The 13,326-nt window shown below is 63.7% G+C and carries 10 protein-coding genes and 1 pseudogene; 6 read left to right on the top strand and 5 right to left on the bottom strand.

All coding sequences use genetic code 11. From position 1 onward, the window contains the following. From ACF8R4_RS10070 to sugE, 4 genes and pseudogenes are all read left to right on the top strand, one after another. A partial coding sequence (locus ACF8R4_RS10070) for a hypothetical protein (protein WP_392492326.1) occupies positions 1-199 on the top strand: 199 nt, incomplete at its 5' end. Positions 200-214: 15 nt separating this feature from the next. Then, complete coding sequence (gene rdgC, locus ACF8R4_RS10065; protein ID WP_016715497.1) at positions 215-1,135, top strand: recombination-associated protein RdgC; 921 nt, start codon at positions 215-217, stop codon at positions 1,133-1,135. Between the two features lie 177 nt (positions 1,136-1,312). Next, a pseudogene (locus ACF8R4_RS10060) lies at positions 1,313-1,555 on the top strand (bile acid:sodium symporter family protein); the annotation flags it as partial. A gap of 116 nt (positions 1,556-1,671) precedes the next feature. Continuing rightward, complete coding sequence (gene sugE / locus ACF8R4_RS10055) at positions 1,672-1,989, top strand: quaternary ammonium compound efflux SMR transporter SugE (protein WP_012270979.1); 318 nt, start codon at positions 1,672-1,674, stop codon at positions 1,987-1,989. A 9-nt stretch (positions 1,990-1,998) separates the two neighbouring features. On the opposite strand, the gene ACF8R4_RS10050 is transcribed toward sugE, so the two are convergent. The 4 genes from ACF8R4_RS10050 to ACF8R4_RS10035 form a co-directional block, all read right to left on the bottom strand. Beyond that, on the bottom strand, positions 1,999-3,876 hold the full coding sequence (locus ACF8R4_RS10050) for a 1-acyl-sn-glycerol-3-phosphate acyltransferase (RefSeq protein ID WP_060497602.1): 1,878 nt from the start codon (positions 3,874-3,876) through the stop codon (positions 1,999-2,001). Positions 3,877-4,007: 131 nt separating this feature from the next. Beyond that, complete coding sequence (locus ACF8R4_RS10045; protein WP_104834126.1) at positions 4,008-4,841, bottom strand: amidohydrolase; 834 nt, start codon at positions 4,839-4,841, stop codon at positions 4,008-4,010. A gap of 24 nt (positions 4,842-4,865) precedes the next feature. Beyond that, a complete protein-coding gene (locus ACF8R4_RS10040) occupies positions 4,866-6,140 on the bottom strand; it encodes an MFS transporter (protein ID WP_060497604.1) in 1,275 nt (424 codons plus the stop codon). Between the two features lie 97 nt (positions 6,141-6,237). Then, complete coding sequence (locus tag ACF8R4_RS10035; RefSeq protein WP_060497605.1) at positions 6,238-6,969, bottom strand: GntR family transcriptional regulator; 732 nt, start codon at positions 6,967-6,969, stop codon at positions 6,238-6,240. 153 nt (positions 6,970-7,122) lie between these two features. On the opposite strand from ACF8R4_RS10035, the gene ACF8R4_RS10030 reads away from it, so the two are divergent. Both ACF8R4_RS10030 and ACF8R4_RS10025 read left to right on the top strand, forming a co-directional pair. Further along, on the top strand, positions 7,123-8,298 hold the full coding sequence (locus tag ACF8R4_RS10030; RefSeq protein ID WP_060497606.1) for an MFS transporter: 1,176 nt from the start codon (positions 7,123-7,125) through the stop codon (positions 8,296-8,298). Between the two features lie 125 nt (positions 8,299-8,423). Next, positions 8,424-11,897, top strand: a complete 3,474-nt coding sequence (locus ACF8R4_RS10025) for a hybrid sensor histidine kinase/response regulator (RefSeq protein ID WP_104834125.1) — start codon at positions 8,424-8,426, stop codon at positions 11,895-11,897. Here the strand turns inward: ACF8R4_RS10025 and rmuC are convergent. Next, entirely contained in the window at positions 11,869-13,239 is a 1,371-nt protein-coding gene (gene rmuC / locus ACF8R4_RS10020) for a DNA recombination protein RmuC (protein WP_164525269.1), read from the bottom strand. The two genes, ACF8R4_RS10025 and rmuC, sit on opposite strands and share 29 nt — an antisense overlap. Between the last annotated feature and the right edge of the window lie 87 nt (positions 13,240-13,326).

The following is a 13,326-nucleotide window of genomic DNA, read 5'->3' as shown; positions in this document are numbered from 1 at the left end:
TCGTCTCGGTGTGGCGCGCATTCTACGGACGACCCTGCACCCTGGCAAGCACTTTTTAAACTTTTTTCAAAAAAAACTTCATGCCTTTCAAAGACCTAGCGTTGTCGGGTGTTTCTTTGAAGCAGAAGCCGCTGCTGGCCCTGTGACAGGGCTGGCCTCAGATCACTACACGGAGAATAATGCCCGCCTTATGCATTAAGGAGAGTTGCCCCTCATGTGGTTCAAGAACCTGCTGACCTACCGCCTGACCCAGGAAGTCCCGTTCGAGCCTGAAGCGCTGGAAGCCGCCCTGGCCAGCAAGCCGGCCCGCCCCTGCGCCAGCCAGGAGCTGACCACCTATGGTTTCGTCGCGCCGTTCGGCAAAGGCGAAGACGCTCCCCTGGTGCATGTCAGCGGCGAGTACCTGCTGATTGCCGCGCGCAAGGAAGAACGCATCCTGCCGAGCAGCGTGGTCAACGACGCGGTCAAGGAAAAGGTCGAAGAGATCGAGACCGAGCAGATGCGCAAGGTCTATAAAAAGGAACGCGACCAGATCAAGGACGAGATCATCCAGGCCTTCCTGCCGCGCGCGTTCATCCGCCGCTCGATGATCTTCGCTGCCATCGCCCCGCGCCAGGGCGTGATCCTGGTGAACTCGGCCAGCGCCAAGCGTGCCGAAGACCTGCTGTCGACCCTGCGTGAAGTGATGGGCTCGCTGCCGGTACGCCCGGCCACGGTAAAAATTGCACCGGTTGCCACCATGACCGACTGGGTCAAGTCGCAACAGGCCGCCGAAGGCTTCTATGTGCTGGACGAGTGCGAACTGCGCGACACCGCAGAAGACGGCGGCATCGTGCGCTGCAAACGCCAGGACCTGACCGGCGAGGAAATCCAGCTGCACCTGAGCACCGGCAAAGTGGTGACCCAGCTGGCCCTGGCCTGGCAGGACAAACTGTCGTTCATCCTGGACGACAAGATGGTAATCAAGCGCCTGAAGTTCGAAGAGCTGCTGCAGGAACAGGCCGAGCAGGATGGTGGTGATGAGGCGGCGCAGCAGTTCGATGCCAGCTTCCAGCTGATGATGATGACCTTTGCCGAGTTCCTGCCGGTGCTGTTCGAGGCGCTGGGTGGGGAGGAGATTCCGCAAGGGGTCTGATGTGTCTTGAAATGCCGGTGCTGGCCTGAAAGTGATTTTTCGCCGGTACCGCCCTCAGCCGCTTCGTCGGCAATACCTTCGCCCTGTGGGTGCTGGTATTTGCCGTGCTGGCCTTCCTGCAACCGCAATGGTTCATCGCCCTCAAGGTCGCTATCGTGCCGCTGCTGGGCCTGGTGCCTGACCGGCAAGCTGTGCAAGCTGCCGCTGGCCCAGCGTAAGGCGCTGGCGCTGGAGGTAGGCATGCAGAACTCTGGGCTGGGTGCGGCACTGGCGGCAGCGCACTTCTCGCCGCTGGCTGCAGTGCCGAGTGCGTTGTTCAGTGTTTGGCATAACATTTCAGGGGCGTTGCTTTCGACCTGGTTCCGGCGGATGGATGCGCCTGCAGGCGAGCCCGAAAGTGGTGAGCCAGCCAGGCATTGATGTTGCCTGGAAGGCCGCACATGTGCACTATATTGCCCACTGTGAGGACGGCCTCACGACGCACCGCGTGACCATTCCGGGGACGGCCCCATCATTCAAACGATGGAGATACACCTATGTCCTGGATCATCCTGTTCTTCGCCGGCCTGTTTGAGGTCGGCTGGGCCGTCGGCCTAAAATACACCGACGGCTTCAGCAAGCCGATTCCCACCGTGCTTACGGTTGGCGCCATGGTCATCAGCCTGGGCCTGCTGGGCCTGGCCATGAAAGAGCTGCCGCTGGGCACCGCCTATGCCATCTGGACCGGCGTGGGTGCCGTCGGCACGGTGATCGCCGGCATCATCCTGTTCGGCGAATCCATGGCTCTGGTACGGCTGGTCAGCGTGGCGCTGATCGTCTGCGGCCTGGTCGGCCTCAAAGTCAGCGCCAGCTAACCCTCTCCCCTAACGCAGGTTGCCGCGCAAGCGGCTAACCTGCTCGCGCAATGCTTCTGGCTGCGCTGCCTCCACCGGGATGGCGGCGCCGGCCACGATGGTTACCCGCGACCACAGGCGCTTGAAAAAGCCCTTGGCCGGGTCGCGGCTGAAGAAGCTGCCCCACAGCCCCTGCAAGGCCAGCGGAATCACCGGCACCGGCGTTTCCTCCAGGATGCGGTTGACGCCGCCCTTGAACACATCGATCTCACCATCGCCGGTCAGCTTGCCTTCCGGGAAGATGCACACCAGCTCGCCATCGGCCAGGTACTTGGCAATGCGCGCGAAGGCCCGTTCATAGGTGGCCAGGTCTTCGTTACGCCCGGCAATCGGGATGGCGCCAGCGGTGCGGAACACGAAGTTGAGCACCGGCAGGTTGTAGATTTTGTAGTACATGACAAAGCGGATCGGCCGACGGATCGCCCCACCCAGCAACAGCGCATCGACGAACGACACGTGGTTGCACACCAGCAGCGCCGCACCTTCATCGGGGATGCGCTCCAGGTCGCGATGCTGCACGCGGTACATCGAATGGCTGAGCAGCCAGATCAGGAAACGCATGGTGAACTCAGGCACGATCCTGAAGATGTAGGCGTTGACCGCGATGTTGAGCAGCGACACCACCAGGAACAGCTGCGGGATGGTGAAGCCCGCCAGGCCCAGCAGGAGGATGGTGAGCACCGCCGACACCACCATGAACAAGGCATTGAGGATGTTGTTGGCCGCGATCACCCGCGCGCGCTGGTCCTCGGCCGTGCGGGCCTGGATCAGCGCATACAGCGGCACGATGTAGAAGCCGCCGAACACGCCCAGGCCAACGATCGACAGCAGGATCCACCAGGCCTGCCCCATGCCCAGCAGCGTCAGCCAGTCGTGCGGGGCCGCTGCAGCCGGCACATCGCCGGAGTGCCACCACCACAACAGGCCGAACAGGGTCAGGCCGAACGAGCCGAACGGCACCAGGCCGATTTCCACTTTGCGCCCGCTCAGCCGCTCACACAGCAGCGAGCCCAGGGCAATGCCCACCGAGAACAGTGTCAGCACCAGGGTGACCACTGTGCCGTCACCGTGCAGCCAGTCCTTGGCGTAGGCCGGGATCTGCGTGAGGTAGATTGCACCGACGAACCAGAACCACGAGTTGCCGACGATCGAACGCGACACGGCCGGCGGCTGGCCCAGGCCCATGCGCAGGATCGCCCACGACTGCTTGAAGATGTTCCAGTCCAGCGGCATGTTCGGCGAAGCGGCAGCGGCCCGCGGGATCCAGCGGCTGGCCAGGTAGCCGAGCACAGCGGTGCCGACCACCCCACCCGCCACCACCGTGGCATAGCTGTCGGCCGACATCATCACCCCGGCGCCGATAGTGCCGGCGAGAATGGCCAGAAAGGTGCCGGTTTCCACCAGCCCGTTGCCGCCGACCAACTCTTCTTCGCGCAGGGCCTGCGGCAGGATCGAGTACTTCACCGGGCCAAACAGCGCCGAGTGAGTGCCCATGCCAAACAGAGCCACCAGCATCAGCGTCAGGTGGTTGGTGATAAAGCCCAGCGCACCGATCGCCATGATCACGATCTCGGCCAGCTTGATCGCACGGATCAACGCGTCCTTGGCGAACTTCTCACCAAACTGCCCACCCAGTGCCGAGAACAGAAAGAACGGCAGGATGAACAGCAAGGCGCACAGGTTGACCCAGATCGAACGGTCACCGTCGCCCAGGCTGAGCTTGAACAGGATCGCCAGGATCAGCGACTGCTTGAACAGGTTGTCGTTGAAGGCACCCAGTGACTGAGTGATGAAAAACGGCAGGAAGCGCCGCTTGCCGAGCAAGGTGAATTGCGAGGAGTGACTCATCGTCCTTGGTCCTGAGGGCTTTTCAATTGGAGGCGCGCCGGGCACGTCAGGCCACAAATCTGCATGGGAAATGCGTGCACTGGCAAGCACCTTCACACCCACAATGACCAGGTCGTCTCAGAAACAGCCCTTCATTCGAAACCGAACAACGCTCGCGCTGTATCCACCAACAGCGCCCGGCGCAACTCTGCCGAACACCCCAAAGCCTCAAACTGTTCCAAAGCCGTACTGAAACCCACCGCCGACTCATGCTGGGTATGCGGCCAGTCACTGCCCCACATCAGCCGCTCGGCGCCGTAATGCGCTTCCAGCGTACACAGCGCCTGCCGGGCGAAGGCGAGGTTCTGTTCCGGCGAGCCTTCCAGCCGATAGATACCCGATACCTTCACCCATACCTTGCCCCGCCCCCCCAGGGTCAGCAACTCGGCAAACCCGGGTTGCCCCAGACCACGGCGGGCATCAGGCCGGCCGAAATGATCGACCACGATGTCCAGCCCATACGGCTCAAGCGCCCGCACCAGCGCTGGAATGTCCACCACCTGGCGGTGCAGCTCCAGGTGCCAACCCTGCTCGCCAATACGCTCCAGCAAGGGCCGCCACTGGGCACCGGTGAGGTCGGGCAACGCCTGGCCCATGAGGTTCAGGCGCACGCCCTTCACGCCGAGTCGGGCCATCTCATCCAGCGTCTCACGCTCGACGTCCCGCTCCAGCATCACCACCCCGCGCAACTGCCCCGGCACCGTTTGCAGGGCGTTGAGCAGGTAGCGGTTGTCGGTCCCCAGGAAACTGGGCTGAACCAGCACGCCATGGCTGAAACCATGGGCCAGCAGTTGGCCCAGGTAGTCGCCCAGAGGCGCATCGTAGCTGGGCGCGTAACGCCGCTCGCTGGCCAGGTTCAGCCCGCGGCTGAATACGTGGGCGTGGGTGTCGATGGCGGTCAGGTGTAAAGCAGGAGCGTCGGGCATGGTTCTCATACAAACAAGGTGAAGTTACTGGGTGACAGCGCCAGCCATTTCCGGCGCAGGTGCAGATTCAAGGTTGCGACCACGGGTTTCTGGCAGGCAGAGGGCAGCGATCACCGCCACGCCATAGGCAATACCGGCGTCGATGCCGATGGCACTGCCCAGCGACATCGACTCACTCATGTGGCCAACCAGGAACGGAAACACCGCCGACAGCACGCGGCCGAAGTTGTAGCAGAAGCCCACCCCGGCACCGCGCACATCGGCCGGGTACAGTTCATTGAAGAACGCGCCCAGGCTGGCCGGGATACCGGCGGCGAAGAAGCCCAGCGGGAAGCCGAGGAACAGCATTTGCGTGTTGGTCAGCGGGAAGAACACATAAGCTTGCACGGTCAGCACACAGCACAGGGCGAACAGCAGAATGTTCTTGCGCCGACCGATGCGGTCGATCAACAGGCCGCTGACCACGCAACCGCACCAGAACGCCAGGATGATCACCGCCAGATAGCCGCCCGAGTTCAGCACCGAGAGGTTGCGCTCGGTCTTGAGGAAGGTCGGCAGCCAGGTCATCACTGCGTGGTAGCCACCGTGGGCACCCAGGCCGAGCAAACCGCCGAGCAGGGTCACGCGCAGCAGTTCCGGGCGGAAGATGCCAGCCATCGATTGCAGGAAGCTGGCGGGGATGGCCTTTTCTTTTTGCAGGCGCTGGAAGCTGTCCGGCTCTGGCACGTTGCGGCGTACCCAGATGATCAGCAGCGATGGCAACAGGCCGACGAAGAACATTACCCGCCAGGCGAATTCCTGCGGTACCAGCGAGTAGATCAGCGTGAACAGCGCCACCGCCAGACCCCAACCCACGGCCCAGGCGCTTTGCACCGTGCCCATGACCTTGCCACGGTATTTCGGGTTGATGGTTTCGGCCATCAGCACCGCGCCAGCCGCCCATTCACCGCCAATGCCGAAGCCTTGCATGGCCTTGACGAACAGCAGCGAGTAGAAGCCGGTGACGAACGCCGAAAGGAAGGTGAAGAAGGAGAACCAGAGAATCATCCATTGCAAGGTACGCACGCGGCCGTAGCGGTCGGACAAGGTGCCACCCAGCCAGCCGCCGATCGCCGAGGTCACCAGGGTCAGGCCGCTGATCAGGCCGGCATCGCCCTTGGTCAGGGAGAAGGCAGCGATCAGCGCGGGGATGGCCAGGCCGAACATTTGCACTTCCAGCGCATCGAGCGACCAACCGCCGAAGCAGGCCCAGAACGTCTTGCGTTCCCGTGAGGTGATCTGGCGATACCAGCTGAACATGATTGTTATCCTTCTTGGTCGTGTGTGTTACGGGCAGGCGAAGCCACTGCGCCGTGGCAGCACGGCGCAGACGGGTAAAACGGGTGAAGCAGCCGGCTTAGCGGATATCGATGCGGTAGCGGAAGTGCTGCGCATGGCCGCGCGAGCGGCGCCATTCCAGGGGCTTGCCGGCGTAGTCACGGGCCAGACGCTCGATCACCACCACCGGGCTGTCGGCCGGCAGTTGCAGCAAGCGGCCATGCAGTGCGTCGACCGCTTCGGCGGTCAGGGTCTCTTCGGCGTAGGCGACCACCTGGCCGCACAGTGCTTCATAGATCGGGTACAGCAGCGGCCCCTTGCTATTCAGCTCCACGTCCAGCAATGGCTGGAAGGTCTGGCGCGGCAGCCAGATTTCTTCAGCCAGGACGGGCTGGGCACCCAGCAGACGGGTACGAATGATACGGATCACCTCGGCGCCCGCCGCCAGGCCCAGGGCCTCGGCCACCGCCGATGGCGCTGCGAGCGGCTCGATGGACAGGATGCGGCTTTCTGGCACCACACGCTCGCCATTGGCAGCCTCGAAACGGAAGAAGCGGAACAGCGAAGACTGGAACTGCGGGCGGCGAATGAAGGTGCCACGACCCTGCTGACGTTCCAGCACGCCTTCGGCGACCAGCACGTCGACGGCCTTGCGCACGGTGCCGACCGACATATCGAATTCGCTGGCCAGGGCCGCTTCGGTCGGGATCGCCTCGCCCGGGCGCCAGCGGTTATTGGCAATCTGCTCGACCATGTGGTCGCGCAATTGTTGGTAGCGGGGCAGTCGAGCATCACCGGTCAGTGGGTGCATGGGTCTCGCTCTCGTCTTGTTATTTAAACATATATATGAATTTTTTCGAGAGTATTCCCCGTGGGTGGCGGGCTGTCAATCCTCCGCCTGTCGCCGGACCAGTGCCTGGCTTATGCTTGTGGCCGGGAAAACCAGAACAACAAGGACGTGGCAATGCTCGCCGCCATCAAACGCTACCCGCACACCGTACGCCTGTTGCTGTTGACCACCTTCACCCTCACCGTCGCCCGTGCCCTCACCCTGCCCTACCTGGTGGTGTACCTGGCCGACAATTTCCAACTGCCGATCAGCCAGATCGGCTTGCTGATAGGTGGCGCGCTGATCATCGCCTCGCTGCTGAGCCTGTATGGCGGCCACTTGGTCGACACCTTGCGCAACCACACCCTGGTCAGCGCCAGCACCCTGTTGTTCGCCCTGGCCTTTGTCGGCGCGGTCGCCAGCCGTTCAGCGTTGCTGTTCTTTCTGTGCCTGGTACTGATCAACCTGGCCCTCACGGTGGTCGATATCGCCGCCAAGGCCGGCTTTTGCGCCTTGCTGCCGGTAGAAGAACGGGCCGAGGTGTTCGCCATCAAGTACACCCTGAGCAACGTTGGTTACGCCGCCGGCCCTTTACTGGGCGTGGCCATGCTGGAACTGAACGACCACATGCCATTCATCGCCTCTGCCCTGCTTGGGCTGGCCATGTGCCTGGCCTATTGGCGCCTGGGCGACCGCAGCCTGCAGGCAAGTGCAGACAAGCCTGCGGCCGGTTTCGGCCAAGTGGCGCTGGGGCTGGCGCGTGACCGCCGGCTGGTGTGTTTCACGTTGGGCGGGGTGTTGAGTGCGGTGGTGTTTGGCCAGTTCACGGCCTACCTGTCGCAGTACCTGGTCGTCACCAGCAGCCCGACCGAGGCGGCGCGCCTGGTGGGCTATCTGGTGACCACCAACGCCGTAACGGTGATTGCCCTGCAGTACCTGATTGGCCGGCGTATCAGCCGCCAGCGCCTGATGCCCTGGTTGCTGGCCGGCATGGCCCTGTTCATCGCCGGGCTGCTGGGCTTTGCGTCGGCAGGCTCGGTGCTGGCCTGGTGCCTGGCGATGCTGGTGTTCACCCTGGGCGAAATCATCGTGATCCCCGCCGAGTACATGTTCATTGACCTGATTGCGCCGGAGCACTTGCGCGGGGTGTATTACGGCGCGCAGAACCTGTCCAATCTTGGCGCGGCACTGGGGCCGGTGATGGTGGGGTTTGCCCTGGTACACCTGTGGCCGGGGGCGATCTTCTACCTGTTGGTATTGTCGGTGATACTGGCGGGGGTCTTTTACGGGTTGGGCACCCGAAAAGGTTGATGTGTTGTTTCAGGTCAATCGCGAGCAAGTTCACGCCTACAACCATGGTCTGCGCTGACGAAGCGGCACCTGCGTGCCAGACTGATTGATCGGGACCGCGTTATCTTTTTTGCTTCGGAGTCTTCATGTCGTTGTCCAGCGGGCTGATCGCCGTGGTCGCCCTGGCCTATATGGCCGTCATGTTCGCCATCGCCTTCTATGGCGACCGCCGCAGCACGCCGTTGCCGCCGAAACTGCGTGCCTGGGTGTACAGCCTGTCGCTGGCCGTGTACTGCACCAGCTGGACCTTCTTCGGTGCGGTCGGCCAGGCCGCCGAACAGCTCTGGGCGTTCCTGCCGATCTACCTGGGCCCGGTGCTGCTGCTGATCTTCGCGCCCTGGGTGCTGCAAAAGATGGTGCTGATCAGCAAGCAGCAGAACATCACCTCGATCGCCGACTTCATCGCCGCCCGCTATGGCAAGTCGCAGACGCTGGCGGTCGTGGTGGCGCTGATCTGCCTGGTCGGTGTGCTGCCGTACATCGCCTTGCAGCTCAAAGGCATCGTGCTGGGTGTGAACCTGCTGATCGGCGCCAACGCCGATGCCACCGGCACCCGCGTGCAGGACACCGCACTGGTAGTGTCGCTGGTGCTGGCGCTGTTCGCCATCGTGTTCGGTACCCGCAGCCTGGACGTGACCGAGCACCACCGTGGCATGGTGCTGGCGATTGCCTTCGAGTCACTGATCAAGCTGCTGGCCTTCCTGGCCGTGGGCATTTTCGTCGTCTTCAACTTGTATGACGGTTTCGACGACCTGTTCAGCCAGGCCCGCCAGTCGATCCACTTGCAGGACTATTGGCAAGAAACCATCAACTGGCCATCAATGGTGGTGCAAACCGCCGTGGCGATGATGGCGATCATCTGCCTGCCGCGGCAGTTCCATGTCACCGTGGTAGAGAACATCGAACCCCAGGACATGCGCCTGGCGCGCTGGGTGTTCCCGATGTACCTGGCACTGGCCGCGCTGTTCGTGGTGCCGATTGCCTTGGCCGGGCAGATGTTGCTGCCGGGCACGGTGATTTCCGACTCGTTCGTCATCAGCCTGCCACTGGCCGAGGCGCACCCGAGCCTGGCCCTGTTGGCGTTCATTGGCGGTGCTTCGGCGGCCACCGGCATGGTCATCGTCGAAGCCGTGGCACTGTCGACCATGGTGTCCAACGACATGCTGCTGCCCTGGCTGCTGCGCCGCAACAACGCCGAGCGGCCGTTCGAGGCGTTCCGCCACTGGATGCTCTCGGTGCGCCGGGTAACCATCGTGGTGATCCTGTTGCTGGCCTACGTCAGCTACCGCTTGCTGGGGTCCACCGCGAGCCTTGCGACCATCGGCCAGATCGCCTTTGCCGCCGTGACCCAGCTCACCCCGGCCATGCTTGGCGCGCTGTACTGGAAGCAGGCCAACCGCCGCGGCGTGTTCGCCGGCCTGGCCGCAGGTATCTTCCTGTGGTTCTACACCTTGGTGCTGCCGATCGCCGCCCATAGCCTCGGCTGGCCGCTGCAACTGTTCCCGGGGCTGGCGTGGCTGCACGGCAACCCGTTGGACCTGCCAATCAGCCCGCTGACCCAGGGCGTGGTGTTGTCATTGGCGGGCAACTTCACCCTGTTTGCCTGGGTCTCGGTGCTTTCGCGCACGCGGGTGTCCGAGCACTGGCAGGCCGGCCGTTTCATTGGCCAGCAAACCGCGCGGCCCAGCAGCAAGCCGCTGCTGGCGGTGCAGATCGACGACCTGCTGACCCTCGCCTCGCGCTTTGTGGGTGAAGAGCGTGCACGCCAGAGCTTCATCCGCTTCGCCTACCGCCAGGGCAAGGGCTTCAACCCCAACCAGAACGCCGACGGCGACTGGATCGAGCACACTGAACGCCTGCTGGCCGGGGTACTGGGCACCTCGTCGACCCGCGCCGTGGTCAAGGCCGCCATCGAAGGCCGCGACATGCAGCTGGAAGATGTGGTGCGCATCGCCGACGAAGCCAGCGAAGTGCTGCAGTTCAACCGCGCCCTGCTGCAAGGCGCCATCGAGAACATCAACCAAGGCATCAGCGTGGTCGACCAGAACCTGCACCTGGTGGCCTGGAACCGGCGCTACCTGGAGCTGTTCAACTACCCCGACGGCCTGATCAGCGTGGGCCGGCCCATTGCCGACATCATCCGCTACAACGCCGAGCGCGGTCTGTGCGGCCCGGGCGAAGCCCAGGTGCATGTGGCGCGGCGCCTGCACTGGATGCGCCAGGGCCGTGCGCACTCCTCCGAACGGCTGTTCCCCAATGGCCGGGTGATCGAGCTGATCGGCAACCCGATGCCGGGCGGCGGCTTTGTCATGAGCTTCACCGACATCACCCCGTTCCGCGAGGCCGAGCAGGCCCTGCGCGACGCCAACGAAGGCCTGGAGCAACGGGTGGCAGAGCGCACTCAAGAGCTGTCGCAGCTCAACCAGGCGCTGTCCGAAGCCAAGAGCCATGCCGAAGCGGTGAGCCAGTCCAAGACCCGCTTCCTGGCTGCGGTCAGCCATGACCTGATGCAGCCGCTGAACGCCGCCCGGCTGTTCTCCGCCGCCTTGTCGCAGCAGGCCGAGGGCATGAACGAAGAGGCCCAGCAGTTGGTGCAGCACATGGACAGTTCGCTACGCTCGGCCGAAGAGCTGATCAGCGACCTGCTAGACATCTCGCGCCTGGAAAACGGCAAGATCACTCCGGATGCCAACCCTTTTGCTCTCAACGAACTGTTCGACACCCTGGGGGCAGAATTCAAGGTACTGGCGGCCGAGAAAGGCCTGGAGTTCCGCCTGCGTGGCAGCCGCCTGCGGGTGGACAGCGACATGAAGCTGCTGCGCCGGGTACTGCAGAACTTCCTCACCAATGCCCTGCGCTATGGCAAGAGCCCTATCCTGCTGGGCGCGCGCCGCCAGGGCGAACGCCTTTGGCTGGAAGTATGGGACCGGGGGCCGGGCATTGCCGACGACAAGCTGCAGGTGATCTTCCAGGAGTTCAAACGCCTGGACAGCCACCAAACCCGCGCCGAAAAAGGCCTTGGCCTGGGCCTGGCGATTGCCGACGGCCTGTGCCGGGTGCTGGGGCACCCGCTGGAAGTACGCTCATGGCCGGGCAAAGGCACGGTGTTCCGGGTCTGCGTGCCGATTGCCCGCCAGCCCGCACCGGCGCCGAGCGCCCCGGTGGAACAGGGTGGCCAACCGCTGGCCGGGCTGCAGGTACTGTGCGTGGACAACGAAGACAGCATCCTGATCGGCATGAACAGCCTGCTCAGCCGATGGGGTTGCCAGGTATGGACCGCACGTAACCAGGCCGAATGCGAGGCCCTGCTGGCCAAGGGCATGCGCCCGCACCTGGCATTGGTGGACTACCACCTGGATGACGGCGAGACCGGCATCGGGCTGATGGGCTGGCTACGCGCGCGCCTGGGTGAACCGGTGCCAGGGGTGGTAATCAGTGCCGACGGCAGCAAGGAAACCATCGCCATGGTGCATGCATCAGGCCTGGATTACCTGGCCAAGCCGGTCAAGCCGGCGGCCCTGCGCGCCATGCTCAACCGCCATCTGAGCCTGGTTCAGTAACCGCTGCATCCGGCACCTCGTCGGACAGCGCCCGCTCCAGCAAGTCTGCCGGCAGGCTCTTGCTGGCACGAGCGCCCAGCAGTTTCAGCTGTTCGCTGCGGCTGACCAGGTTGCCGCGCCCTTCGCACAATTTGTTGCGGGCAGCGGCATAGGCCTTGTCCACCTGCTGCAGGCGGCTGCCCAGCTCGTCCAGGTCCTGGATGAACAACACGAACTTGTCGTACAGCCAACCGGCGCGCTCGGCGATTTCGCGGGCGTTCTGGCCTTGGCGCTCCTGTTTCCACAGACTGTCGATTACCCGCAGGGTCGCCAGCAAGGTGGTGGGGCTGACAATCACGATTTGCCGGTCGAATGCTTCCTGGAACAGGTTGGGCTCAGCCTGCAAGGCTGCCGAGAAGGCCGCCTCGATGGGCACGAACAGCAGCACGAAATCCAGGCTGTGCAGGCCTTCGAGGCGATTGTAATCCTTGCTCGACAGGCCTTTGACGTGGCTGCGCAGCGATTGCACGTGCTGCTTGAGCGCGGCCTCGTCGTTGCCGGCGACGAACTGCTGGTACGCCGTGAGGCTGACCTTGGCGTCCACCACCACCTGCTTGTCGCCGGGCAGCATGATCAGCACATCGGGCTGGAAACGCTCGCCGTCGGCACTTTTCAGGCTGACCTGGGTCTGGTACTCGCGGCCCTTTTCCAGGCCCGCATGCTCCAGCACCCGCTCAAGAATCAGCTCACCCCAGTTGCCTTGGGTTTTCTGGCCCTTCAAGGCCTGAGTGAGGTTGGTGGCCTCGTCCGACAAGCGCAGGTTGAGCTGTTGCAGGCGCTCCAGCTCCTTGCCTAGCGAGAAGCGCTCGCGGGCCTCTTGCTGGTAGCTTTCTTCCACGCGCTTTTCGAAGGCATGAATACGCTCCTTGAGCGGGTCGAGCAACTGGCCCAGATGCTGCTGGCTGGTCTGGGCGAAGCGCTGCTCACGCTCGTCGAAGATCTTGGTGGCCATGTCGGCGAACTGGGCGCGCAGGGTATCGCGCGCTTCCTGCAGGTCTTCGAGGCGTTGCTGATGGCTTTCCTGCTGCTCGCGCAGCTCGGCCTCCAGGCGTGCGGTCTGGGCCTCCAGGCGGCGCAGTTCGGCCTCCCGGTTGGCGCGCTCCAGGCTCCAGGCGTGGGCGGCATCGCGGGCATTGTCGCGGTCGACTTGCAACAGTTCCAGCTCACGGCCCTGGGCGGCTAGTTGGGTCTGCTTGACGGTGTTGGCTTCGCTGAGGTCGCTGACTTCGTCGCGGCTCGCCTCCAGCTGCGCTTGCAGGCCAGCCTGTGCCAGCTGGGCAGCGTTGAGGCGTTCTTCAAGCAACGCCTGCTCACCTTGCCGCGCGCCCTGGCGGCGCTGCACCTGCATGACCCACCCCAGGCAAGGTAACGCGCCTGCCACCAAGCCCAG

Source organism: Pseudomonas sp. FYR_2 (assembly GCF_043106425.1).
GTDB lineage: Bacteria > Pseudomonadota > Gammaproteobacteria > Pseudomonadales > Pseudomonadaceae > Aquipseudomonas > Aquipseudomonas monteilii.
Note: the sequence above shows the minus strand (reverse complement) of the source record. Positions and strands in the feature narration are given on the sequence as shown.

Excerpts from the sequence above, each read along its gene's own strand:
- ACF8R4_RS10050 (WP_060497602.1), bottom strand. The coding sequence starts at position 3,876 with ATGAGTCACTCCTCGCAATTCACCTTGCTCGGCAAGCGGCGCTTCCTG.
- rdgC (WP_016715497.1), top strand. The coding sequence starts at position 215 with ATGTGGTTCAAGAACCTGCTGACCTACCGCCTGACCCAGGAAGTCCCG.
- ACF8R4_RS10045 (WP_104834126.1), bottom strand. The coding sequence starts at position 4,841 with ATGCCCGACGCTCCTGCTTTACACCTGACCGCCATCGACACCCACGCC.
- ACF8R4_RS10040 (WP_060497604.1), bottom strand. The coding sequence starts at position 6,140 with ATGTTCAGCTGGTATCGCCAGATCACCTCACGGGAACGCAAGACGTTC.
- sugE (WP_012270979.1), top strand. The coding sequence starts at position 1,672 with ATGTCCTGGATCATCCTGTTCTTCGCCGGCCTGTTTGAGGTCGGCTGG.
- ACF8R4_RS10030 (WP_060497606.1), top strand. The coding sequence starts at position 7,123 with ATGCTCGCCGCCATCAAACGCTACCCGCACACCGTACGCCTGTTGCTG.
- ACF8R4_RS10035 (WP_060497605.1), bottom strand. The coding sequence starts at position 6,969 with ATGCACCCACTGACCGGTGATGCTCGACTGCCCCGCTACCAACAATTG.
- ACF8R4_RS10025 (WP_104834125.1), top strand. The coding sequence starts at position 8,424 with ATGTCGTTGTCCAGCGGGCTGATCGCCGTGGTCGCCCTGGCCTATATG.